This window comes from Lacticaseibacillus pantheris DSM 15945 = JCM 12539 = NBRC 106106 (assembly GCF_001591865.1).
GTDB classification, from domain to species: domain Bacteria; phylum Bacillota; class Bacilli; order Lactobacillales; family Lactobacillaceae; genus Lacticaseibacillus; species Lacticaseibacillus pantheris.
Genome location: NZ_BCVS01000030.1, coordinates 1 through 22,733, shown reverse-complemented (window position 1 = coordinate 22,733; position 22,733 = coordinate 1). Strand labels below are relative to the sequence as shown.

Below are 22,733 nucleotides of genomic sequence, written 5' to 3'. Positions count from 1 at the left end.
GGGGTTTGGGGCGTAGGGCACGTAAGCCGCAACCCCAAACCCCGCCCGCGGGTTCGTATCCACCATAACGAAAAAAGCCGGCCCACGTCTGCAGACGCGCGCCAGCTCAGTTATAGATGGTTAGATGGCCAGTCGCTTGGCGAGGTGCCGCGAAGCAATTGACAGTAAGTAATTAATCACAAAGTAGATCACGGCCAACGCCACGTACATCGGAATCATGTAGTTGACGTTCTGACCGTAAATAATCTCCGCCCGATACATCGCTTCGGGCAACAGGATGATGGTCGCCAAACTCGTGTCCTTAATCAGGCTGATAAATTGACTCACAATCGGCGGAATCATTTTACGGAACGCTTGCGGCATAATCACCTGAGTCATCGCCTGAACGTAGGTGAGCCCGTTACTGCGAGCCGCCTCCATCTGCCCCTTTGGCACCGCGTTGATCCCGCTCCGAATGATTTCGGCCAGCATCGCGGACTCGAAGATACTCAACGCAATGATTGCCGCCGGTACCACGGCCACCCGGATACCAATCCCTGGCAACCCGAAGTATACGAAGAATAAAATCAAAATTAGCGGCAAGTTACGAATAATATCGATGACAAAGCCGACAATGGCGGAAAAATACTTGACGTTCACGTAGCGCGCCACACCTAGTAGTGAGCCGACGATGAAGCTGAGCACAATTGCCCAGAGTGAAACCTCAATGGTAATACCAAACCCCTCAAACAAGTAGCGGAGGTTGACCCACGATAAAGCCTTTACGAATGTGTCCATATCAGTTCACCCCCCCCTAGGCCGTTTGCCAGCGCTTTTCGAGATAGCGCATGAAGTACGATAGTGGCAACGTAATAATCAGGTACAGCAACCCGACCGCCAGGTACGTATTGAACGTCTGCAGGTTAGCCGACGCCACCAGCTTACCCTGATACATCAGGTCGAAGCCCGAAACAAAGGCCAAAACCGATGAGTTCTTGATCAGGTTGATGAATTGATTACCCAGCGGTGGGATGATAATCTTCACCGCTTGCGGGAAGATGATGTGCGTCATCGCCTGCAGGTAGGACAACCCGTTACTGCGGGCACCCTCCATCTGGCCGACTGGCACCGATTCAATCCCGGCACGCACCGTTTCGGCGATGAACGCACTGGTGTAAATGGTCAGCCCAATCGTGCCGGCGGTAAACCCATCAATCGCCATCACGTACTTGGGGATGACCACATAGAAGAACATGGTAATGACCAGCAACGGGATGTTCCGCACGACTTCAACGTACACCCGCCCGATAACGCGAACAACTTTGTGCGCGCTAATTTCCATCAGAGCAAAGACAGTCCCGATGACGCAACTACCGATGAGGGCCAATATACTACACCACACCGTATAACCGAGACCGTTAATTAACGTGCCCCAGTTGTCAAAGAGTACTGAGAACATATCACTCAACCTCCTTTAAACTGAAGCCCGGAATACCGCCAAACCACTTCTTGACCAAATGAGCGTATTCCCCGTTGGCCTTCATTTCTTTGATAGTTTGGTTGATCTTGTTCCGGAACGGCTTCTGACCCTTGTTCACCGCAATCCCGTATGGTTCCTTGGTGTAAGTACCACCAACAACCTCGTAGCTGTGATCCTGCGCTGCCATCCCGTAAAGGATACCGTTATCAGTGGACAAAGCGTCCGCCTGACCGGACTTCAACGCGGTAAACGCCGAAGCATAATCCGCTAACTGCAATACTTGTGTTTGTGGTGCAGCCGCCTTAATCTCGTCACCGTACGTTGAGCCCTGGGTGACAATCACCTTCGTACCCTTAGTCAGGTCCTTCACGCTGTGAATCTTGCTGCCCTTCTTAACCAGTAACGACCCACCGGCTTTGAAGTACACGTTCGAAAAGTCGACCTGCTTTTTCCGATCCGGCGTAATGGACATCGTGGCCACAATGGCGTCAATGTTCCCCGCCTTCAGCATCGGGATACGGGTATCGCTAGTGATGGTGACAAATTCAGCTTTGCCCTTCTTGCCCAGAATATGTTTGGTAATTGCTTTGGCCATATCTACATCGAACCCCTTGATTTGGTTAGACTTCACGTCTAGTAAACCAAAGAGGTTGGTGTCGGCCTTCACGCCCCACACGATTGTGTTGTCCTGCTTAGCGCGGGTCAGCACGTTTTGCTTGGAAATGTCCTTGCCGCAACTCGACAGGCCCACCGTCAGCAAAACCAGTAGCGCGGGGAGCAGCCACTTCATAATGCGCTTACGCATGCTGATCCCCCCTTAGTGGTTAATAATCTTACTAATAAATTCCTTAGCCCGCGGTTCCTGTGGATTGTCAAAGAAGCCGTTCACGTCGCGACTGTCTTCCAGAATCTGGCCGTCCGCCATGAACACGATACGGTCCCCAACGTGCCGGGCAAAGCCCATTTCGTGGGTCACCACAACCATCGTCATGCCCTGGTTGGCAATTTGCTGCATAACTGCCAGCACGTCGCCAATGGTTTCTGGGTCCAACGCACTCGTTGGTTCGTCAAACAGAATGGCCTTCGGGTGCATTGCTAGACTGCGCGCAATGGCGATTCGTTGCTTCTGACCCCCGGAAAGCATACTAGGAAAACTAGCTGCCTTGTCAGCGAGCCCGACCGTTTTTAGCAACTCGTGGGCTTCAGCCTCCGCGTCTTCCTTGGAGGTCTTCAACACCAAGCGCGGTCCGAGCGTGATGTTGTCCAGCACGCTCTTGTTGGCGTAGAGGTTAAAGTGTTGGAACACCATCCCTACGTCCTTGCGTAACCGGTTGATATCGGTCTTCTTGTCCGCTAGGTCCATGTTGTTAACCAGCAGTTGCCCTTCGGAAATGCTCTCCAGTCCGTTAATCGTACGTAAAAGCGTACTCTTCCCGGAACCGGAAGGGCCGATAATCGTCACCACTTCACCCTTATCGATGGTGAGGTTGATGTCCTTCAATGCGTGGAACTTGTTTGGATAGTATTTCTCAACGTGCTTGAACTCAATCATGGACATAACCGAGACCTCCAGTTTTCTTTGTATTAAATAATTTTACATTGAAAATTAGGAGAAAGCAAACTAAGGTCTCATAATGTCGATTATTTATTCGGATTTACGTATGCAACTTTGGCATCAATAGTGAACTTCGCAAAGGCATCCCGAAGACCCGAACGGCCCGGTTCCTTCTGTGGCCCACCTGACAGCGTTACTGACGCCAAGGCCAAGTCAAATTTATCCTGCGCATCGTCAATTGGTGACAGCCCCACGGTGACCACTTCGGCCAGTTCCGTCGCGTCCAGTTCGTTCAGCCCACCACGAATAATCCAACGTTTTCCGTGCTGTACCAACTCAAAGAATGGCACTAACACCGGCGTACCCATTGCTAGCACTGGTTGTGCGGTCTTTTGGGCAACCTCCGTCAGCATTTGTTCACTCACTCCCTGGTAGTCCAGCGTCATGACACCGTTGTCCTCCATGTGCTTGGCCAGGCGATCAATATTTTTTTGCTGCCGTGACCCAATAAGCAACGTGGTCGGCAAGAGTTGCGACTCATCAAACACACCCACCGTGGGCGTCTCGTCCTGCACGAAGGCTTCAGCGGCCTCTTGGCGGGCTTTAGCACTACCACCGAGGGCCCGTTCAATCTTAGGCGAAATGTCGGCCGGAGCCTTCTTAGTGGTGAAATAGTACATAAAGTTCAGGTAAATAAAGTACAGCATGACTACAAAGAGCGCGAGAAAGAGGGCTCCGCGTATGCGATACCCTTCATAACGCAGGTTAGCAATGGCCACGTAGAGTAAGTAAAAGTTAGCAAAGAAGGCAATGATGGTGAACACACGCCCCTTTGGCCGATCCTGAATGTTAAAGTAGCCGAAAATACGGTTAACAATATCTAGTGCTGTCAGCATACGTTCTTCATCCCCCCGTTAGTTTGAACTGGCTGCGCTTGAAGCAGCACCGCTAGACGCCGCCGAATCCGCTGTGCTGGAGCTACTACTGGACGCGCTGCTTGCGTTACTGCTAGCAGCACTCGAATTGTTGGTGGCATCATCGTTCGCCGACTCACTGGATGCGGAACTAGCACCGCTAGTAGCGCCACTACTGTGACTTTGCCCCGCGGCGCTGTCCTGACTCGCACTGTCTGAACTGGCCGAATCATCCGACGCCGACTTAGCCTTTTTGGAGGACGCCCTACTGTCAGCGTTACTACTAGTGGCACTGGAGCCCGACTTAGCCGCAGCCGACGAGGATTTGGACGCACTAATACTGGATAACAGGCTGCTTTGCTCAGACGAGCTCTTAGGCCGGTTAACCGGGTTAATGGTGTTCACAACGTTATACGCACTACTTAATAGAATAATTGAAACAATTGCCGCTGGTGATAACAACGGAATGGTCCGATATGCCATTTTGCATGCCCCCTACTATATAATTTTGCCAATCCCACGTTGCCCACTGGTCCCGGGACTGGTTCCGCAATAATTGCCGCAATCAGTAACCAACCGATGCGACTTCAACTAAGCCCTTATTTTAACCTGAAATTACGAATATTGTGTGATCTGCCACCTTAAGAAGCAGTAACGTTATGGTCACCACTAACGGGTTGCACACTCCAATCAATCAGCAGCGCGTCTACTTGTACCCGTGCCAACTGCCAATCGTCATTGTCGACCACATCGGCGTGGCCAACTAACGCATCGGGCAGCGCCAGGTCCCGTTCAAACTCATCACTAGCGAGCCGTTGCGCAATCATAGCAGCATCATCGCCCCGCTGCGTCAACCGCTCCGCCAACACCGAGGGGTCCGTAATCGTCATGAAGATAGTTTCAACACGGTACTGATGGACACGCTCTTGGTAGGTGATGGCGCCCGCAGTATCCAAAACAATTGACGCGACGTCCGCCTGAGCAAAGGCACGGTCGAGTCCTTCAAAGGAAGAACCGTACTGGTAACCAGAGTACCGTACGTGCTCGATAAAATGGTTGTCAGCAAAACTCGCATCATCCTCAAAGTAGTAATCCCGACCGTCGACTTCTCCGGGCCGTTGCGGCCGGGTGGTGTGGGTAATAATCCGGTTAATGCCGTACTGCTGATGCAAATATTGCTGTACCGACGTTTTACCGGTCCCCGTGGCACCTGTGATTACTAGTAAGCGTTTGGTCGTCGCCATCATGACATTTCCCCCTGAGTTTCTTACTCACCATGATACCACAGGCACCGAACGGCCTAAAAATGTTGCGGACATTATGGCAAATTACTGTTGTGCACAAAAATAGCGTTGCATAACCGACTGTTGGTTACGCGACGCTATTTTTGCTACAACGAACATCAACATGTCCATTGCCTGGTTTGAAGAAAACTCTTAATTACTTTTATAACAAGGAATTACAGGCGACGACCAAAACTTGGCCGGAAGGCGCTAATGCTCGTGTACTTAACGGACTGGCCCTCAGTAGGTGCGTGGATGAACATCCCGTTACCAACGTACACACCTACGTGGTAAGCCGAACCAACGCCACCCCAGAATACTAGGTCACCGGCCTGTAGGTCAGAAACGCTGACGTAAGTACCCAACGTGCTCATTGCTTCAGAAGTACGTGGCAGGCTGATACCAGCCTGAGCTGCGGCGTAGTAAATCAAGCCGGAGCAGTCAAAGCCGGCTGGTGAAGTACCGCCCCAAACGTATGGAGTACCGATGTACTTGGCCGCGTTGCTGATGATGCTACCGCCACTAACAGATGGCGTTGATGAAGCACCGGCACCATTGTTGCTGGAGCTACCGGAGTTGCCGTTAGTAGTAGTTGCATCGCTGGAACTGTTACTGTTGCTGGAAGACTTGGCGTCCGTAGTCGTCGTGGTCTTAGCAGCACTAGTGTCGCTAGCCTTAGCTGCGGTAGCAACAGCCTTAGCTGCTGCCTTCTCGCCAGCCTTAGCAGCGTCGGCTTCCAAAGTAGCCAGCGCGTCCTGGTTGTCAGTCAGCTCTTGGTTCAAACTGTCGGCAGCCTTCTGGGCGTCATCCTTCAAGGAAGACAGGTTCTTCTGGTCAGCAACCAACTGGGTCTTAGTGGCTTCCAGCGTGTCCTTCTTGTTTTGCTGCGTTTGCTTCAAGGCAGCCAGGTTGCCCTCGGCACTCTTCACGTCGTTCATGGCGTCTGAGTTAGCCTTGCTCAACTTGCCAACCGTGAGGCCACGGTCGATCAAGTCGGAGATGCTATCACTGTTCAGGATGAAGTCGGCGTATACGTTACCCGTAACGGAATCGCCAGCCTGCTTCTGCAGGGACTTCAACTGAGCCTTCATGGTTGCCTTACGGGCAGCCAATTCCTTCTGTGCGGTAGTAATCTTACCGTCATAACTCTTGATTGCTGCTGTCGTATCAGCAATCTTAGTGTTGGCGTCGTTGATGGCAACCGTCTTGTTCGAAACTTGGTTGTCCAGATCAGCTACCTTTGACTGTGCTGACTGTACCTCAGCCAGTAATTTGGCGTTACTCGACTTCTTCGCTGTGATTTCGGCGCTATCCGCAGCATGTACATTGGATGCTTCCCCAAAAGCAGTGGTTGCTAGCAGGAACGCCGCAGCGATTGTTGCTATTGTAATTGACTTCTTCAAACCAGTTCACTCCGTCCCTAATAACTTCTTCTTTAAGAATCTGTAATGAAGTATAGGCCCAAAGTGTTACAACGCTGTTACGAACGTGCAATAACCTTATTACGGTTCGTTGCCATCTGCAACATTTCGCGGAAGTAACCGGTTGCGAAGCGAACATTTGTACGTGCTTTTAGGACAATTAGGCGCACTTTGTTGTTAATATATTCTTAGTCCAATCGCCACAAAACCATCATACTTTTCGTCTATAGTATTAATCATCAGCAGGAGGAATTAGAGCAGCGGATAGGCTTGAAGGCTAATCCGCTCGCCGTTCACACTTACTGATGGAGCGTAGCACGGCAACCATACCAATTACTTAGGCGCGACGTTTATGCAGGAAAATTTGAATATGACAAAGCAAAGGAGCAGTACGCACCGTTCGCGTACCGCTCCTATTTGTGTAGCGACATTAATTGGTGGTGCCGGCTTTGCTCTGGCCACCATCCGTATACGGACAGCTCGTGCCCAATTGCGCGACTAGTCCGTAATGTGAACCAAGAAGTATTTCCGCTTACCCCGGCGGATAATGACAAAGCGACCATCGAAGTGGGCAGACGGATCAACGGTAAAGTCGACGTCCTGTACCCGGTCACCGTTAACGTAAATGGCCCCGTTATTAATATCTTCACGTGCTTGACGACGAGACTTTTCGATTTGCGTTACGTCAACCAAGAATTCAACTAAGTTAGCGGACGTTGCGGGCGCAGTGGCACTTGGCATCCGTTCAAAACCCTGCTCAATTTCGTCGGCAGTCAGGCTGGCCACGTCTCCAGAGAACAAGGCGCGTGAGATGTTCTCCGCTTCCTGCACCGCAGCTTTGCCATGTACGAACTCCGTAACCTCTTCGGCCAGGCGTCGCTGGGCGGCACGTTTTTCGGGGTGATCCTTAGTTGCCTGCACCAATTCGGCAATCTCGTCCTTGGACAGGAAGGTAAAGAACTTCAGGAACTTTTCTACGTCGGCGTCATCCTGGTTGTACCAGAACTGGTAGAACTCGTACGGCGACGTCTTCTTCGGGTCGAGCCAAACGGCACCGCCGGCCGACTTACCAAACTTAGTGCCATCACTCTTGAGCATCAACGGGTTGGTCAACCCAAACGCCTGGGCATCGGCACCCTCCAGGCGGTGAATCAGGTCAATGCCGGCGGTGATGTTGCCCCACTGGTCGGCCCCACCAATTTGTAGGTGCACGCCGTTATTCCGGAACAAAGTCAGGAAGTCAACGGACTGCAAAATCTGGTAAGTGAATTCGGTGTAGCTAATACCGCTTTCCAGACGGCTGGCCACCACTTCTTTGTTGAGCATGTTGTTAATCGTGAAAAGCTTCCCGTAGTCGCGCAAAAAGTCGAGGAGGGAGATTTTGCTCAACCAGTCGTAGTTATTCACGATGGTGAAATTATCAGTCCCGAAGAGCTTGACCATTTGGTCGGTCAGCTTCTGCTCGTTGTCGTGAATTACGTCCATCGTCTGCAAAACACGCTCGCTGTTACGCCCAGACGGGTCCCCGATAGCGCCAGTACCACCACCGATTAGGATAACCGGGTGGTGGCCAAACTGCTGGAACCGCTTGAGGATCATGAACGGAATGAGGTGTCCCACGTGTAGGGAGTCCCCAGTGGGGTCGGTCCCACAATAAACGCCGATGTGTTCCTTGGCGGTTAATTCACGTAAACCGTCCTCGTCGGTCATTTGATTCAGCGCCCCGCGCCAAGCCAGTTCATCAATAATGTTGTCGGCATCTGCCATATCTATTTCCCCCTACGTTTAATTCGACCAAATGCACACAGCAAAGTGGCGTTCCCGTTCATCCAGCTGGATCAAAGAGTTGCTAGGTCAATCGCGGCCCGGACATTAAAAAAGCCCCGTAGCGTTGTTCACGCTACGGGACGGACATGCCGCGGTACCACCCAGCTTGTACGGCCTTACGCCGTACCTCTCAGCAGTGATAACGGTCTGCACCACGGACACTCAAAGTGATTGTAATTCACCGCCACGGTCGCACCGGCTCGCAGCAAACGCCGGCTTTCTGAAGGTCTCCGTGACGACTACTGGGTTCACTGGTCGCCATTTATTGCGTTAAGTGTACCACACGCCATCGTCCATCGTCCACGGGTTCGGCTCCGTTAACGAAGTGTTTGCCGGCAGCGTTGGTCGAACCGGTGAGCTGCGGCTTTTGTGTGGCGCTCCGCGGTAACCACAGCTAGGGCGAAGGGCACGTAAGCCGCAATCCCACCGCCACTTTGCCTGCACACACACCACTAGCGCGTGACGACGCGGACGGTGCGGATGTTGTCGTTGGCGGAGATGTCGTCGATCAAGTCGACGTAGTTCGCCTTCCGCGGAATTTCAATCCGGTAGATGTTTTTGTACACCGCTTCGCCGTTCGTCCGCTCGGTGCTAAACGCGGTTGCCAGGACGTTCACCTTATGTTCGCTGAAGTAGCCCTTAACGAACTTTTGCGTCTCCGCCTTATTAACGTACTTCACTTCCAGTCGGCGAATTGGTGGCGTAATCCGGAATGCGCGCTTGAGGAAGGCCAGCACCACGATGACGAAAATTGCGCTAATGACCGCAATCGTGTAGTAGCCCATCCCGATGGCAATCCCGAGGCCGGCCACCGCCCAAAGGGACGCGGCCGTAGTTAGGCCCGAGATATTGTGGCGCGTCACGATAATCGTGCCGGCGCCCAAGAAACCAATACCACTCACCACCTGACAAATTAGCCGGGCGGGATCGGCCCGAATGACCGAGAATATTTCCTTATTGTGGATGGCAAAGTTGATAGCCTGGGCCGCAATTTCCTGCTGGATCATCGCAATCACGCACGCTCCTAGACACACCAAAATGTGCGTCCGCATCCCCGCGGGGTGGCTATTATGCTCACGGTTGGAGCCGATAATTCCGGCAACCACCGTGGCCATCGCTAAACGGATAATAATCCGTGTAATATCAACTGAATATGCAGACATACATACTCCTCCCAAAATGTTTTCTATATAACTGCTATGTTTTTACTGCACATCCCCAAAGGCGTGTGCCGAAAGCTGTAGAATCTCCCCCAGCATCTCGTTAAACCGGGCCAGCTCCGCTTCACTGTAGTGGCTTGCGACCACCGCCGCCGCTCCCCGTAACCGCTGGTCCAGTAATGACTTTAACCGTGCGACCTCCGTACCATCCGCGGTTAGTCTGAGTTGCCACTCCTTTGCGTTATCGGGCATCCGTTCGCGAATGACCAAACCCGCACCCGCTAACCGGGTCACCGCACGGCTCGCCGTGGCCTGCGACGTATGTACCAGCGCGGGTAATTCCTTTTGTGGCAGGATTGAATGTTGCCCCACCGTCGCCACAATCAGAATGTCGCGCGTACTCAACCGGTGGATTAGTGCCCGGACGTTGGGGTTACGCGTTTGTTGCTCGGCCCACCGCTTCTCACCGTCCGCACTACCATCCTGAGCAATAAACTGGTTGAGTCGTTCCAGAATTTCATCAATCAAAATACGCCCCTCCTTTTTAATTCACGTGCATAGATATTGACAATCTCAGTTCAACGTTTATACTACATTTTGTATTCACGTGAATCAATAATGCTAACTACAAACATTTTAAAATAATGGAGGAATCTATGACGAATAAAAAAATTGGCATCATCAGCGGTTCTAACCGCCCGGGACGTGTTGCCCCCGCCGTTGCCGCCTGGCTACAAAACCAATTAGCAACGCAGGACCTCGATTCCGTAATTATCGACCTCGCCACAATTGACTTACCGTTTCTCGCCGAGCCCACACCGCCCGCCGAGGGATATTACACCCAGGACAGCACCCGCAACTTTGCACAAATCATCGACCAGTACGCCGGATTCGTGCTAGTGTTCGGCCAGTACAACTGGGGCTACCCCGCCGTGCTGAAAAACGCACTGGACACCGTTTTCGCTGAGTGGAACCACAAACCCGTAGCGACACTCATTTACGGTAACCACACCATGCAGGCGGACATCGCCATCCGGATGGTTATCAACGGACTGCGGATGCGGCAACTGGCGACCAACATCGCCACCCCGGTGCCCGCCAGCAACGACCCCGCCACCGTGGCGCAAACGCTCCACCCCTTTGCCCCGCTAGTGCCGCTCATGGCGGCTGAGTTCAAATCCTTACTGTAACTCACGCACCATGTTGAACCACCGCTCACCAGCGTGCGCCGAGTCCGCGATGCCCTCGTTAGCAAAACCGTTGCGCTCGTAAAAGGGCACCAGCCGCGCCAGGCACGTTAACGTGATGGCCCGCCGCCCTTGCTGAAGCGCCACGGACGCCAGCTGTTCCAACAGCGCACTACCCAGCCCGCTGTCCCGAAAATCCGGGTGGACGGCCAGACTCAGCACCGTCTGGTAACAATCAGCCGGGCGGTTAGGCTGACTATCGCCATACAACTCATCGATCAAATAGCGCTGATTAAAGGCGGGGCCGACTACGTAACCAGCAACCGTCCCCGACGTCGTGGTCGCCACAATGAACGTGTCACTGTACGCAGCAATACGTTGCGTCATGGCCGCCCGACTCGCGGCTTCCTCTGGCGTGAAACCCGCCTGTTCAATGTGCATAATGGCGTCAATTTGTGCGGCCTTGGCAGGCCCGAAAGTGTAATCCATCTCAATTTCCCCGTATACCACAACGCCCGCCCGCAGCAGTACCCCACGTAGAGGTGCATCGCCACGGACGGGCGTTGTGTGACCTGTGCTAACGCGCTGCTGTCCAATCATTCACGGCAGCCGCAATTTCCGTATTCCCTGAGTGCATGGTGATGACCTGACCAAAGGTGTTGCTCTGGTCGAGCACGGCCGCGAGTACCGCCGCCACGTCCGGGATCGGGTTGCGACCACCGTCGTCCACACCCAACGCGACTTTGCCGGTCGCCTCATCCTCAGTCAGACTGCCGGGCTGCAGAATGGTGTAGTCCAACTGCGTGTTACGAATTAACCAGTTATCCGCCACAAACTTAGCCACGTTATAATCGGCGAGGCTGTCCAGGGACGGGATGCCTGCCCACCGCTCCGGCTGCGTCGCGAACAGCGAGCTCAGCATAACGTAACGCTTAATGCCCGCTTGCTCAGCCGCCTGCATCGACTTAATCGCACCAAATTCCTCAACCTGGAGTAGGCTCTTACCGCGCGAGCCCGCCACAAAGTAGACCGCGTCGTTCCCTTTGAGCGTGGCTGCCATGGTGGCCGGATCCGCCGTTAAATCGAAGGAGACTGCTGTCGCGATATCCGTCTGCTTGAACTTAGCCGGCGTGTGTACGCCCGCCGTCACCGTGTGTCCTGCGTCCACGAGGTCAGCAATTAAATCCTGCCCCACGCGACCGGTGGCACCAATTACAAATACTTTCATTTTTGCTCCTCTTTTGCCTCATTCTTGTTATACCGGTGGGCCCTAGCCAATAAGGCCATAATCCACGAGCCCGAAATCACCGCCACCATGACCCACGTAATGGGCGGCCAAAAATTAGCCAGAACAATATCGACCACGCCCATACCGATAAAGACCAATCGTCGTTGGTTAATCCGCGCAAACTCGTCGCGGGCCTTACCGTCACGCATTTGCTTTGCAACACGGGCAGCTAATGTGTATAGTGCCATGACCGTTAAAATGTAGAGCACCGCGTACGCAATGCTGGGCGCCGCCGCTAGCGGGTAGCGATCAAACCAACTCGTCAACATCGGCAACAACGATATTGGTAGTAATACCAGCGCGTTGAGCCACAAGTCAATCGGTGTCACTGACCTTAACTGCGCGATGATATTGTGGTGACTGACCCAAAAGCTCGTCACCAACACGTAACTAATTAAGTATGCCACCAGTGCCGTCACGTGTTGCGCCGTCAGTAGGTCCGTCCACTGGCTACCCGCGGGCACAATCAACCCCAACACCATAATGGTAATGATGATTGAAAACATACCGTCACTATATGACTCCAAACGGTTCTTCGTCATCAGCTCACCGCCCCAATTAATCTGATTCCGTAAATTCCATGGTCAGTAACTTAATCAGCAATTCAGCGGGCACCTCCTGGTCAAAGCGGATATTGAGCCGCTTTTGCCCGGATGAGTACCCCGCAGCGCTAATCCTCGCGACCAACTCCACCGGAATATCCCGGCTAAGCAACAAGCTCACGTGCGCCTTGTATGCAGCAATACTTACCCGCTGCCCGTTAGCAGTGAAAAAGGGTTGCCCCCACTTAATGCTTTCGGTGGCTACCGGCACTTGTTCGTGAATTGTCCGTCGCATCCGCGCCAACAGTGACTGGGCTGCTGGTACCTGTTGCCCAATATAATCATCAACGTCACGATATTCCGGCTTACTTGGCATGGTGTGCCCCCTCACGTACAGACATCAATTCCGTTCTAACCTTAGAATAATTCGGGGAACCAGATCCGCATCTCGCGGTCAGCACTCTCTTCACTATCCGAGCTGTGCACCACGTTGCGGATGGGACCAGGACCCCAACTACGAGCAAAGTCGCCGCGAATGGTGCCAATTGGTGCTTCGTCCGGCTTGGTGTTACCTGCCATCCGCCGGAATTGCGCGACCACATCATCGCCACTCGCGATAATGGCCACCAACGGTTTTTCCATCATGTAGGACTGCATCGCCGGGTAGTACGGCTTGCCTACGTGCGGTGCGTAATGCTGCGCTAGCAATTCGGGCGTTGCCTGAATTACCTTGAGGGCACTAATCGTGTATTGACGCCGCTCCAGCCGCGTAATGACCTCACCGATATGCCCAGCTTCGACACCATCCGGCTTCACCAAAATTAACGTCCGTTCTTCTGCCATAATCACTTCTCCGTTCTATGTGTGGTTGGTTCAATCAAAGGGGCGCAATCACTGCTCCTCAGTCCCAAACCAGCCATTCATTCAACTCAAAAAGTCGTACCTTCTACGTCCCAATTATGCAGAAGATTGGCCGCGATATCAACCGGGTTCATGGATATTCGCCACATTGTACGTTGGCCAAATTGGTAGCCCGCCTTTTGTCATTTACACAAACGGGACTTATTATATAAATAAGGTCATTAATAGGTTGAGGGGGCAATATTTTGTACCAAGCAGTTGTATTCTTTGATTTGGACGGTACGTTGTTACGGGATGACAAAACGGTCGCGGACGATACGCGTAATGCCATCACCCGGCTGCGGGCTAACAACATCTTGCCCGTGGTCGCCACCGGACGCAACGTCTTTGAAATCCAGTACGTGTTAGACCAGACGGGAATTAACTCCATCGTCAGTGCGAATGGAAGCTACGTGCAATACGGGGGCCAAAAGCTACATGCCGAAACCATTCCGGTACCACTAATTGAACGATTCGACAGCTTTGCCCGGGCACAAGGCGACGTGGTCGGGTGGTACAACAACACCGGCTTTGCGCTCAGTGGCGCGAACGCCGCTACCCGTGAGAACTACCAATTGCTGCACCTAACCGCCGACGTTGATCCACATTGGTACCAGCACAATCCCGTTAATTTTATGTTCACGTTTAACTTTGACAAAGCCAAGCTGTACCAACGCCACTTTGCCGGTCAACTAAGTCTGGTCCGCAACAATCCGCGCGGCCTCGACACCATGCTGACGGGCGTATCTAAGCGCACTGGCATCGCACACTTCCTCAACCAGACGGGACTGGCTGGTCTGCCTACGTACGCATTTGGGGATGAGTTGAACGACTTGGAAATGCTGTCGATGGTTGACCACCCCGTGGCAATGGGTAACGGTAATGATCAGGACAAGGCACTTGCAGAGTACGTGACCACCACCAACATGAACCACGGTATCTTCAGGGGACTACGGCATTTCGGATTAGTGTAATAACGTAGATGGGGCCGGACGGAATGGCCGGGTAAACGCAAAAGTGGGCTGACGTTAAATTGATGGGGAATGTTGTGGTGCTACCTTTGCTTGTTGAAACGAGCCCCGACCCGCAGAAACTCACGTATAAGCTACTAGCACCCAAAAGGCCAATGCGGCCCCCAACACTATCGGAGAATGGTGACGTGCGCCCGCGTTACTCGTGCTTATCGAAACGAGCTCCGCAGGCCAGAAAGCGACGTATAAGGCACTCCACCCAAAAGGCCAAATGTGGGCCCCCACACTGCCGGGGAATGGTACGGTGCGCCCGCGTTACTCGTGCTTATTGAAACGAGCTCCGCAGGCCAGAAGACGCCGCATAAGGCACTCCACCCAAAAGGCCAAATGCGGGCCCCCACACTGCCGGGGAATGGTACGGTGCGCCCGCGTTACCTTTGCTTATTGAAACGAGCTCTGCAGGCCAGAAAGCGACGTATAAGCAAGACCGGACAAGAATCCAAGTGCGGGATTCTCGTCCGGTCTTACTTATACTCTGCTTTCTAAACGGCCTGCTGTGCTCTCTACTCCCCTAAATGCCTCTTCTTCGGTGCCGTCTTTGCCTTCAAACTATCGCCTTCCTTATAACCAAACAGATAAGTCAAGGTAAAGGCTGCCACAATCGTTACCGCCGCAACGATCCAGAAGTTCATAAAGTTATTAGGGTTGCTAGCACTAGCGAACGACGGGAACCCAATCAAACTGCCCGTAAATCCGTACATATCCACGTGCAAGAACCCGTTCACCAAACCACCAATCGCCGCACCAATACTCGACGTAATGAACACGCGCCCATACTTCAAGTTAACACCATACATGGCTGGCTCCGTAATCCCTGCCGCCGCTGAAATTGCCGCCGACATCGCCAAGCCCTTCAAATCCTTGTTCTTCCGCGTCTTTGCCCAAACGGCCAATGCCCCGGCCCCCTGAGCAATCATCGTTACCGACACAATCGCGTTCAATAAACTGTGGCCGCCCGGAACCGATAGCTCCGCCGAAATAATCGGAATAACCGCCCAGTGTAACCCAAAGATAACCAGTACCTGGTACAAACCACCAATAATCAACCCGGCCAAAATCAGGTTCGAACTCAATACCCACTGCAACGCGTCAGAAATCCCCGTGGATACCAACGTGATGATCGGGCCAACGACTACCAAAACGGTAATACCAACCAGGAAAATTTCCACCAATGGGCTGAAAATCATTCTGAGCACCACCGGCATCCACTTCTTAATCCACGGTTCCACCTTCGATGCCATCCAGGCCGCAAAAATCATTGGGAAAATTGAATACGTGTATTGCGGAATGTGAACCGGAATACCAAAGAAGTTGGAATTAATGCCCATCCCCAACATCGTGCCGGTAAACTTCCCCGACGTGTATATGCTGACCAGGGACGGGTAAATCAGAAATGCACCAATAATGGCCACAATCACCGGATTGGCCCCCAGCTTCTGCGCCGCGGTAAACCCAACCAAAATCGGTAGGAAGTAGAACGTGGCATCACCCATCGCGTTAATGATGACGTAGGTCTGCGATGTCGTTGATACCCCACCCCACGTCGTCAGGATGGTCATAATCCCTTTGAGAATACCACTCGCCGCCAAGAGGCCAATCACCGGCATCATCGAGCCCGTAATGACCCCAATTAGGTTAGAGGCACCACGCTTCGTCCGACCCCACAAACTCTTATCCTGGGCCGCCGCCGTGGTCTCCGCCATAATCTTGGCGGTACCTTCCGCGTTGCCAAAGCCGGGGCCGAGTTGCGCAATCACTTCGTCATACACATCACCGACCGTCTGGCCAATCACCACCTGGTACTGGCCGCCAGCACGGGCCACATCCAGTACCCCCGGCGTCTGCCGCACCGTATCGTCGTCAGGAATCCCTTCATCCTTGAGGTAGAAGCGGAGCCGCGTAATACAATGGATGACGCTGTTAATGTTGTCGGGACCACCCACTTCCGCCAACACCTCGGCAGCGGTCTCAGCGTACTTATTTTTATTCACCTTACCCTTATTGGCTTCCGCCTGCGACGCCTTGAGGTCCACCGTCGCTGCAACATCGCCACTGCGCACCTCGCCCTGGTTAACGGTAATCCCGTTTACCACGTCATTGGTGTTCGTGATGACCACGATGATGGTGGTCTTCTTACCCGCCGCGCGAATCTGGTCCAGGTTCATCGAGCCGATACCCTCACCGGCTTTGACCGCGGCATCCATACTCGTATCAATTTCAAAGGGGGCTCCGTTTAGCTCGACGGTATCAATGCCCAGATGAATCAATACTTCGGCGCCGTCATCAGTTCGAATACCAATGGCGTGCTTCGTGTCCGCCAACATCACCACGCGACCACTCACTGGGGCCACAATCTGTCCATCGTCAGGGTCAATCCCGAACCCTTCACCCATCGTCTTCTGTGAAAATACGGGGTCCGGAACGTCCGTAATTGGCATTAGTAAACCGTTGGCCGGAGCCAACAAATCCAATTTGTCTTTGCTCATCATATTGCCCTCCCTAGGGTTGTGCGTGCCTGTCAATCGCCCACCAGAATCGCTACCGTGCTGAAGGCGGGTAGCGTCATGCGTTCAGTCACCCGGATGCCGGGGACGTTACTAATTAATATCCGTCCGCGTTGCCACTCCGCCCCCACCGGGATGGTGACGTCGTGCTCCGCGTAGTTGTTGAGTACCAGCAACCGTGACGCACCGTATTGGCGGATAAATCCGAACACCCAGTCCACATCCGTCGCGTACGGCGTGTAATCACCCATGCTGATCACGGGATACCGCTTCCGCAGGGCAATGAGTTGCTGGTAAAAGTCAAAGATGGCACCGGAAGCCAGTTCATTCTGCACGTTAATTGTGGCTTGGTTCGTCGACCGCAACCACGGGGTCCCCGTCGTAAAGCCGGCGTTCTCGCTACCATCCCACTGCATCGGGGTGCGGCTATTGTCGCGCGCCTTTGCATGGACCGCCGCAAACGCATCATCCGCTGCCATCCCCGCGTCGGTTAACCGGCGGTACGCGTTGTGCGCCTCCACGTCCACGTAATCGTCCATGGTGTGGTATTCCGGATCGGTCATCCCGATTTCCTCACCCATGTAGATATACGGCGTACCGCGATTGAGGTGGATACTGGCGGCCAGCACCTGCGCCGTACGTACCCGGTAATGCTCAACGTCACCAAAGCGGTTCAGCGCCCGCGGCTGGTCGTGATTATTCCAGAAAAGCGCCTGCCACCCGCCACCATCGGACAACCCGGTCGCCCAGTGGTGCAACAGGTCGCGCAACAAGTTAAAGTCGTAGCGCTTTGTAGTCCACTTTTCACCGTGGTCATAATCGGTTTTGAGGTGGTGGAACTGGAAAATCATGCTCAACGCGTGCTCATCCGGACGGGTGTACTCGATGGCGTGGGGCAAAGTCGTCGAACTCATTTCGCCCACCGTCACGCTCTCGGCATCCTGACCGTAACTTTGGGCGGCGAGATCTTGAATGTACCGCTGCACCACCGGTTTATCGGTATACAGAAACTTGCTCTCGGTCCCGGCCGGCGCATCCACTAGCCGTTCGTCTTTGCCAATCACGTTCATGACGTCGAAACGGAAGTGCTCGACACCCTTGGCGCGCCAGAAGTTCACGATGTCCGCCGCCTCCTGACGCACGTGCGGATTATGCCAGTTGAGGTCCGCCTGCGTCCGGTCGTACAGGTGCAGGTAGTAATTGCCTGTATCGCCAAAGGGTGCCCACGCTGGCCCGCCAAACTTGGAGTCCCAGTTCGTTGGGAGGTCACCGTTAGGCTTGGGCGGGTATATCCAGTAATAATCCTGGTAATACTTATCGCCGGCGAGCGCCCGTTGGAACCACTCGTGCGCCGTGCTTGTATGGTTCAGCACCATGTCGAGCATCACGCCAATCCCCGCTGCCTTAAACGCAGCCATCATGCGGTCAAAGTCGGCCATGGTGCCGAAACGCGGGTCAATCGCGCGGTAGTCAGCCACGTCGTATCCGTTGTCGTTTTGCGGGGAAACGAAGAACGGGTTCAGCCAAACAATGTCTACGTTTAACGACTGCAGGTAATCCATCTTGGCGGTAATGCCGGGCAGGTCGCCGATACCGTCGCCGTTGCTGTCAAAGAATGATTTGGGGTAGAGCTGGTACACAACTTTGTTTTGAAATGACATGTTATTCCTCCGTATGCTACGAGCGGCGGGCAAATTCCTGGAACCGAAAGCGGTCCGGGCGGTGCCGGGATTCGGTGTACTGAAAGGCGGTGGTGTCCTCGAGGTAGGCAATGCTGCGGACAACGGCCACCGCGTCGGTTGGTGTCAGGCCCAATAGTTGCTGATCCTGTTCGGTTGCGTGCTCAACCGTAAACTCCTTTTTGGCGTACGCAATGGCCAGGTGCAGGGTCTGCTCAAAGTAGGCGTACAAGGAATCCTCGGCCACGGTTTGGCTAATGTCGGGTACCACCGCGCGGTCAATGTAATCAATGTCGATGATGACCGGCTCCTCGTTAATCCGTCGCAACCGCGTCAACCGCAGAACCGGCATCGCGTGCACATCCGGATCGATACTGACAAAAGGGGTGGTGGGCAACGTCATCGGTTGCTTATCCACCAACACGGTGCGCGAATTCATGTTCATCCGCGTCGATAACTCCTTATAACTCAGCACTCCGGAAACTGGAAAAACGTACTGCTGACGGTTAATCACCGTGGTGCCCTTCCCTTGCTGGGACTGGACGTAACCCTCATCCTTCAAGCGTAATAACGCACGACGGATAGTGTCACGGGAGGCACCGTATAATTCCCGGAGCTGGTTCTCACTCGGGAGTAATGAGTCCTTAGCGTACAAGCCATTGTCAATTTTTGTTTTTAAATCCTGATAAACCAAATTGAATTTCGTCATCGCAGTCACCTTTGTAATCGCTTTCTATAATTCAGATTATACTTGTACGAACAAGTTGTCAAATTGGCTAAAGCTAATATCTGCGGCTTGTACGGCGATTGTTCGTACAAGTTGAGCGCGCAAATACGGAAAATAAGAGTTACATTCATTAAGCGGTTTCATCGCTTAGTATCATGCACAAGGTAAACATTACCGTTATTTTCGGTTGCCAACGTCCGGTGATTGCCCGGCTACCGGGTAATCACCATTCTTGGACAGGACAATTGCGCAACCCTAGTAAAAAAAATTACGGATTATGCCACTTATTGTTACCGGCAAATAAGTGCGGTGGGCGGAAGATGCCGCATACGGCTCTACAATCAAAAGGCCAAGTGCGAGCCAGCCACACTGGCCGGGGAATGCTACGACGTTCGCGCGTCACCTTTGCTTATTAAAACGAGCTCCGCAGACCAGAAACCGACGTATAAGTAAAACCGGACAAAAATCCAAGTGCGGGATTCTCATCCGGTCTTACTTATACTCTGGTTTCTAACCGCGGGGCTGCGCTCTCTGCTTTCTAAACGGTCTGCTGCGCTCTCTGCTTTCTAAACGAGCTCCGCAGACCAGAAGACGCCACATAAGGCACTCCAACCAAAAGGCCAAAATCGGGCCTTTCGGTTGGAGTGCCTTATGTTCTGTCTTCTAAACGGTCTGCTGCGCTCTCTGCTTATTATTCAGCATCTGCCTGCGCTACCGCCAACAATGCCACCTGGTTCAGATAATTCACCGGCTGGTCGAAATGCGGGTTAAACAGCGTATCCACGTACGCCAAGTCATCAATGGTGTTCTGGTTCTGGATGGCGAGTGAGAACATATTCGCCGTCTGGCTGATGTCGTGCGCGCAGTATATTTGCGCTCCCAAAACCCGCCGGTCCGCCGCACCATACACCAACTTGATGGTAATCTCCGCGTTTGGCGTCATGAAGTCAGGCCGGTAGTTCGCGCGATAAATAACCGCGCGCACAGCGATACCATCTCTTTTGGCCGCCCTTTGCGTCAGGCCGCTCGTTGCCAACGTGCTCTTAAACAATCGGAGCGCCGTCGTTCCCTGCGTTCCCGGGTACCGTTGCACGTGGCTCGCAACATTCCGCCCGGCAATGTGTCCCTGCCGTTCAGCGTTCGTCGCCAACGGAATGTACGCCAAACGGCCAGTCGGGTTAAACCGCACGGCGCACGCATCCCCAGCGGCCAGAATATCCGGGTCGGACGTTCCCAACCAATCGTCGGTAACAATTGCCCCGTGGCGATCCAACTCAACCTGTCCCCGCAGCAAATCCGTATTGGGCACAAAGCCGGCGCAGACAATCACCAATCCCGCCTGGTAATCAGCCTTGTTGGTATGAATCAGCACCTGATCATGGTCGTCGTCAGACTCAAAGTCCTGCACCCGGGTCTCCAGTTGCACGTCCACCCCGTGTGCACGGAGGTCATCAGCCACCCGCGCGGACAGCTCCTGGTCAACGTAATTATTCAAAAGTTGGTCGTGGCCCTGCAGCAGCGTAACCTGGTGATCCGTGTTGGCGTACGCTTCGGCCAATTCGACCCCGACGTACCCACCACCAACGATGAAAACGTGGTGGTGGTTCTGCGCGGAGGCAAAGATGGCCTCGGCCTGCCGTGCGTCTTTGCACATCAGCACGCGCGCGTCGTCCACCCCCAGCACTGGCGGGACCACCACGTTGGAGCCGGTCGTCATGATGAGCTTGTCGTACGTATCGGTGAACACCTCCGCCGTGCGCAGGTTTTGCACCGTCAGTGTGTGTTGCTCACTATCAATGCGGAGCACGTCATGCTGATCGCGGACGTGCACGCCCAGTTCCCGCAAATGCTCCGGGGTCTCGTAGAACATGTCCTCTAGGCGCGACACCTCCCCACCCAGATACAATGCAATGCCACAGGAAAGGAACGACACGTTATCGTCACGCTCGTAGATTAAGACCTCCGCCTCGGGATGATCGTGCCGGATAGCCTTAGCCGCCGCCACACCCGCATGGGTGCAACCCACAATCACAACTTTCATTATAAATTCCTCCGCAAAATAATATTTACTGCTCGGGATCACCGGCATCGAGCTTCAGTAGCCGCGGCTTACCGTAGAAGTAACCCTGACGCAAATTCACCCCTAATTCATCGACGATGGCATCGTCACGGGCATCCTCGACACCTTCGAGAATAAACCGTAGGCCCCGCGCACGCGCAAAGTCGCGCCAAAACACCACCCGCGCACGCATGTCCGGGTCGTCCAACCCACCATCAAAGTTTTGGAGGGCAAACTTAATTTCGCTCGCGTACGGCACCAACTGCCGTACGTGATCCAGCTGGTTTTCACCGCTGCCCACATCGTCGAGGCAAACCTGCATTCCCCGTTCAACGTACGCCTCAAGCATGGGTCGCATTTGTGCCATGGTCACGGGGGCATCCTCCTTCTCCTCCGTCAGTTCGACGTTGAGACGCAGGGGACGCAAAAAGTTTTGTGCTTGTATCAATGAGCGATTGATTTCTGGATTCAGTAACTGGGTCCGGTTAAGGTTCACGGACACGGACCCGATTTTCAACGCCAACTTTGCCGTCGTCTCCACCAGCACCTCCGCGATGGTGTGCGCGGGGATGGACGCAAAAGAGCGCGGTGGCCGCCAACCATCGTGCACGTATTGCTTCATTAACAGCTCATAGCCAATCAGCGTGTGGTTGATTTTATCAAGCTGTGGTTGGATAAAGTAGCGGTACATGGGCATTCTCCATTCACTGGTTAGATGCTGCCCGTTCAATTGCCCCGCAACCGCAGCGGGCGTCACCTACTCGTAACCAATTCTAACCCAAAGTGATGGTTAATACCTAATGTTATCCATCAGGCTCACTCAACAGTAACAACGGTTGGGTGGGTGCGAACACGCGGATGGTCTTTGGGACTGCGGCTTACGTGCCCTGCGCCCCAAAGACCATCCGCGGGTTCCCGATAGTATGTGGTCCCTAATTTAAGATGCATTAATTCAGAAATCGTGCATTCGGCCACGCTAATTTTGAGATAGACCATTATTTGGGCCAGTAGTTGATCGAATCGTTCATAAAATTATCCGCAATGTTGGTTATGGCCGTTGGAGTGCGTAGATGACTGGACACGAAACGGTGAACATCTGCCGTTGGTCGTACTGGCGTGGTGGTGGAGGTTGAGCGGCCGGTCCCCGCGACGGCTGTATACCCGTAGTTCTGTTTGAATTATTGCCAGTAGTGCGTT

At 53.5% G+C, this 22,733-nt stretch carries 23 protein-coding genes; 2 read left to right on the top strand and 21 right to left on the bottom strand.

Annotation, left to right across the window (positions count from 1 at the left end; genetic code table 11):
• Window positions 1–120 precede the first annotated feature (120 nt).
• The 11 genes from LPA02S_RS04880 to LPA02S_RS04830 all read right to left on the bottom strand — a co-directional run bounded on the left by LPA02S_RS04880 (window position 121) and on the right by LPA02S_RS04830 (window position 10,147).
• Window positions 121–777: an amino acid ABC transporter permease gene (locus LPA02S_RS04880; protein ID WP_054651122.1), complete on the bottom strand. Its 657-nt coding sequence runs from the start codon at window positions 775–777 to the stop codon at window positions 121–123.
• A gap of 16 nt (window positions 778–793) precedes the next feature.
• Window positions 794–1,438: an amino acid ABC transporter permease gene (locus LPA02S_RS04875; protein ID WP_056956784.1), complete on the bottom strand. Its 645-nt coding sequence runs from the start codon at window positions 1,436–1,438 to the stop codon at window positions 794–796.
• 1 nt (window position 1,439) lies between these two features.
• Entirely contained in the window at window positions 1,440–2,264 is an 825-nt protein-coding gene (locus LPA02S_RS04870) for a glutamate ABC transporter substrate-binding protein (RefSeq protein WP_054651124.1), read from the bottom strand.
• A 12-nt stretch (window positions 2,265–2,276) separates the two neighbouring features.
• Window positions 2,277–3,017: an amino acid ABC transporter ATP-binding protein gene (locus LPA02S_RS04865; RefSeq protein ID WP_056956785.1), complete on the bottom strand. Its 741-nt coding sequence runs from the start codon at window positions 3,015–3,017 to the stop codon at window positions 2,277–2,279.
• A gap of 83 nt (window positions 3,018–3,100) precedes the next feature.
• Complete coding sequence (locus tag LPA02S_RS04860; RefSeq protein WP_056956786.1) at window positions 3,101–3,910, bottom strand: DUF6681 family protein; 810 nt, start codon at window positions 3,908–3,910, stop codon at window positions 3,101–3,103.
• 18 nt (window positions 3,911–3,928) lie between these two features.
• The gene (locus LPA02S_RS04855; RefSeq protein ID WP_054651130.1) at window positions 3,929–4,411 is read right to left on the bottom strand and encodes a hypothetical protein; all 483 of its coding nucleotides are present in this window, start codon (window positions 4,409–4,411) and stop codon (window positions 3,929–3,931) included.
• 158 nt (window positions 4,412–4,569) lie between these two features.
• A complete protein-coding gene (locus tag LPA02S_RS04850; protein WP_056956836.1) occupies window positions 4,570–5,172 on the bottom strand; it encodes a guanylate kinase in 603 nt (200 codons plus the stop codon).
• 215 nt (window positions 5,173–5,387) lie between these two features.
• Entirely contained in the window at window positions 5,388–6,614 is a 1,227-nt protein-coding gene (locus tag LPA02S_RS04845; RefSeq protein WP_054651132.1) for a C40 family peptidase, read from the bottom strand.
• A gap of 516 nt (window positions 6,615–7,130) precedes the next feature.
• Window positions 7,131–8,399, bottom strand: a complete 1,269-nt coding sequence (gene tyrS / locus LPA02S_RS04840; RefSeq protein ID WP_056956787.1) for a tyrosine--tRNA ligase — start codon at window positions 8,397–8,399, stop codon at window positions 7,131–7,133.
• A gap of 512 nt (window positions 8,400–8,911) precedes the next feature.
• Window positions 8,912–9,622 carry an MgtC/SapB family protein gene (locus tag LPA02S_RS04835; protein WP_054651134.1) on the bottom strand — a complete coding sequence of 237 codons (711 nt, stop codon included), beginning with the start codon at window positions 9,620–9,622 and terminating at the stop codon, window positions 8,912–8,914.
• Between the two features lie 42 nt (window positions 9,623–9,664).
• Entirely contained in the window at window positions 9,665–10,147 is a 483-nt protein-coding gene (locus LPA02S_RS04830; protein ID WP_056956788.1) for a MarR family winged helix-turn-helix transcriptional regulator, read from the bottom strand.
• A 128-nt stretch (window positions 10,148–10,275) separates the two neighbouring features.
• Between LPA02S_RS04830 and LPA02S_RS04825 the strand changes: the two genes are divergently transcribed.
• Window positions 10,276–10,809: an NADPH-dependent FMN reductase gene (locus tag LPA02S_RS04825; protein WP_056956789.1), complete on the top strand. Its 534-nt coding sequence runs from the start codon at window positions 10,276–10,278 to the stop codon at window positions 10,807–10,809.
• On the opposite strand, the gene LPA02S_RS04820 is transcribed toward LPA02S_RS04825, so the two are convergent.
• From LPA02S_RS04820 to ndk, 5 genes are all read right to left on the bottom strand, one after another.
• Complete coding sequence (locus LPA02S_RS04820) at window positions 10,801–11,295, bottom strand: GNAT family N-acetyltransferase (protein WP_054651152.1); 495 nt, start codon at window positions 11,293–11,295, stop codon at window positions 10,801–10,803. The two genes, LPA02S_RS04825 and LPA02S_RS04820, sit on opposite strands and share 9 nt — an antisense overlap.
• Before the next feature lie 88 nt (window positions 11,296–11,383).
• Entirely contained in the window at window positions 11,384–12,034 is a 651-nt protein-coding gene (locus tag LPA02S_RS04815) for an SDR family oxidoreductase (RefSeq protein ID WP_054651140.1), read from the bottom strand.
• Window positions 12,031–12,636, bottom strand: coding sequence for a TMEM175 family protein (locus LPA02S_RS04810; RefSeq protein WP_054651142.1), 606 nt, complete (start codon window positions 12,634–12,636; stop codon window positions 12,031–12,033). Before LPA02S_RS04810 ends, LPA02S_RS04815 begins: the two co-directional genes overlap by 4 nt.
• Window positions 12,637–12,652: 16 nt before the next feature.
• Window positions 12,653–13,012: an iron chaperone gene (locus LPA02S_RS04805; RefSeq protein ID WP_054651144.1), complete on the bottom strand. Its 360-nt coding sequence runs from the start codon at window positions 13,010–13,012 to the stop codon at window positions 12,653–12,655.
• 41 nt (window positions 13,013–13,053) lie between these two features.
• Entirely contained in the window at window positions 13,054–13,479 is a 426-nt protein-coding gene (gene ndk, locus LPA02S_RS04800) for a nucleoside-diphosphate kinase (protein ID WP_056956790.1), read from the bottom strand.
• A 263-nt stretch (window positions 13,480–13,742) separates the two neighbouring features.
• On the opposite strand from ndk, the gene LPA02S_RS04795 reads away from it, so the two are divergent.
• On the top strand, window positions 13,743–14,510 hold the full coding sequence (locus tag LPA02S_RS04795; protein WP_054651146.1) for a Cof-type HAD-IIB family hydrolase: 768 nt from the start codon (window positions 13,743–13,745) through the stop codon (window positions 14,508–14,510).
• A gap of 560 nt (window positions 14,511–15,070) precedes the next feature.
• On the opposite strand, the gene LPA02S_RS04790 is transcribed toward LPA02S_RS04795, so the two are convergent.
• The 5 genes from LPA02S_RS04790 to LPA02S_RS04770 form a co-directional block, all read right to left on the bottom strand.
• The gene (locus LPA02S_RS04790; RefSeq protein WP_056956791.1) at window positions 15,071–17,056 is read right to left on the bottom strand and encodes a PTS sugar transporter subunit IIABC; all 1,986 of its coding nucleotides are present in this window, start codon (window positions 17,054–17,056) and stop codon (window positions 15,071–15,073) included.
• A 29-nt stretch (window positions 17,057–17,085) separates the two neighbouring features.
• Window positions 17,086–18,732, bottom strand: a complete 1,647-nt coding sequence (locus LPA02S_RS04785) for an alpha,alpha-phosphotrehalase (protein WP_054650818.1) — start codon at window positions 18,730–18,732, stop codon at window positions 17,086–17,088.
• Window positions 18,733–18,748: 16 nt separating this feature from the next.
• Entirely contained in the window at window positions 18,749–19,459 is a 711-nt protein-coding gene (gene treR / locus LPA02S_RS04780) for a trehalose operon repressor (protein WP_054650816.1), read from the bottom strand.
• A 709-nt stretch (window positions 19,460–20,168) separates the two neighbouring features.
• Window positions 20,169–21,518 (bottom strand): FAD-dependent oxidoreductase, encoded by a 1,350-nt coding sequence (locus tag LPA02S_RS04775; protein ID WP_054650814.1) that lies wholly within the window; start codon window positions 21,516–21,518, stop codon window positions 20,169–20,171.
• Between the two features lie 25 nt (window positions 21,519–21,543).
• A complete protein-coding gene (locus tag LPA02S_RS04770; protein ID WP_054650812.1) occupies window positions 21,544–22,227 on the bottom strand; it encodes an EAL domain-containing protein in 684 nt (227 codons plus the stop codon).
• Window positions 22,228–22,733: the final 506 nt, after the last annotated feature.

What these genes read in the sequence shown, in the direction of transcription:
- LPA02S_RS04880 (WP_054651122.1), bottom strand. Translation starts at nt 777, where the DNA reads ATGGACACATTCGTAAAGGCTTTATCGTGGGTCAACCTCCGCTACTTG.
- LPA02S_RS04875 (WP_056956784.1), bottom strand. Translation starts at nt 1,438, where the DNA reads ATGTTCTCAGTACTCTTTGACAACTGGGGCACGTTAATTAACGGTCTC.
- LPA02S_RS04870 (WP_054651124.1), bottom strand. Translation starts at nt 2,264, where the DNA reads ATGCGTAAGCGCATTATGAAGTGGCTGCTCCCCGCGCTACTGGTTTTG.
- LPA02S_RS04865 (WP_056956785.1), bottom strand. Translation starts at nt 3,017, where the DNA reads ATGTCCATGATTGAGTTCAAGCACGTTGAGAAATACTATCCAAACAAG.
- LPA02S_RS04860 (WP_056956786.1), bottom strand. Translation starts at nt 3,910, where the DNA reads ATGCTGACAGCACTAGATATTGTTAACCGTATTTTCGGCTACTTTAAC.
- LPA02S_RS04855 (WP_054651130.1), bottom strand. Translation starts at nt 4,411, where the DNA reads ATGGCATATCGGACCATTCCGTTGTTATCACCAGCGGCAATTGTTTCA.
- LPA02S_RS04850 (WP_056956836.1), bottom strand. Translation starts at nt 5,172, where the DNA reads ATGGCGACGACCAAACGCTTACTAGTAATCACAGGTGCCACGGGGACC.
- tyrS (WP_056956787.1), bottom strand. Translation starts at nt 8,399, where the DNA reads ATGGCAGATGCCGACAACATTATTGATGAACTGGCTTGGCGCGGGGCG.
- LPA02S_RS04835 (WP_054651134.1), bottom strand. Translation starts at nt 9,622, where the DNA reads ATGTCTGCATATTCAGTTGATATTACACGGATTATTATCCGTTTAGCG.
- LPA02S_RS04825 (WP_056956789.1), top strand. Translation starts at nt 10,276, where the DNA reads ATGACGAATAAAAAAATTGGCATCATCAGCGGTTCTAACCGCCCGGGA.
- LPA02S_RS04820 (WP_054651152.1), bottom strand. Translation starts at nt 11,295, where the DNA reads ATGGATTACACTTTCGGGCCTGCCAAGGCCGCACAAATTGACGCCATT.
- LPA02S_RS04815 (WP_054651140.1), bottom strand. Translation starts at nt 12,034, where the DNA reads ATGAAAGTATTTGTAATTGGTGCCACCGGTCGCGTGGGGCAGGATTTA.
- LPA02S_RS04810 (WP_054651142.1), bottom strand. Translation starts at nt 12,636, where the DNA reads ATGACGAAGAACCGTTTGGAGTCATATAGTGACGGTATGTTTTCAATC.
- LPA02S_RS04805 (WP_054651144.1), bottom strand. Translation starts at nt 13,012, where the DNA reads ATGCCAAGTAAGCCGGAATATCGTGACGTTGATGATTATATTGGGCAA.
- ndk (WP_056956790.1), bottom strand. Translation starts at nt 13,479, where the DNA reads ATGGCAGAAGAACGGACGTTAATTTTGGTGAAGCCGGATGGTGTCGAA.
- LPA02S_RS04790 (WP_056956791.1), bottom strand. Translation starts at nt 17,056, where the DNA reads ATGATGAGCAAAGACAAATTGGATTTGTTGGCTCCGGCCAACGGTTTA.
- LPA02S_RS04785 (WP_054650818.1), bottom strand. Translation starts at nt 18,732, where the DNA reads ATGTCATTTCAAAACAAAGTTGTGTACCAGCTCTACCCCAAATCATTC.
- treR (WP_054650816.1), bottom strand. Translation starts at nt 19,459, where the DNA reads ATGACGAAATTCAATTTGGTTTATCAGGATTTAAAAACAAAAATTGAC.
- LPA02S_RS04775 (WP_054650814.1), bottom strand. Translation starts at nt 21,518, where the DNA reads ATGAAAGTTGTGATTGTGGGTTGCACCCATGCGGGTGTGGCGGCGGCT.
- LPA02S_RS04770 (WP_054650812.1), bottom strand. Translation starts at nt 22,227, where the DNA reads ATGTACCGCTACTTTATCCAACCACAGCTTGATAAAATCAACCACACG.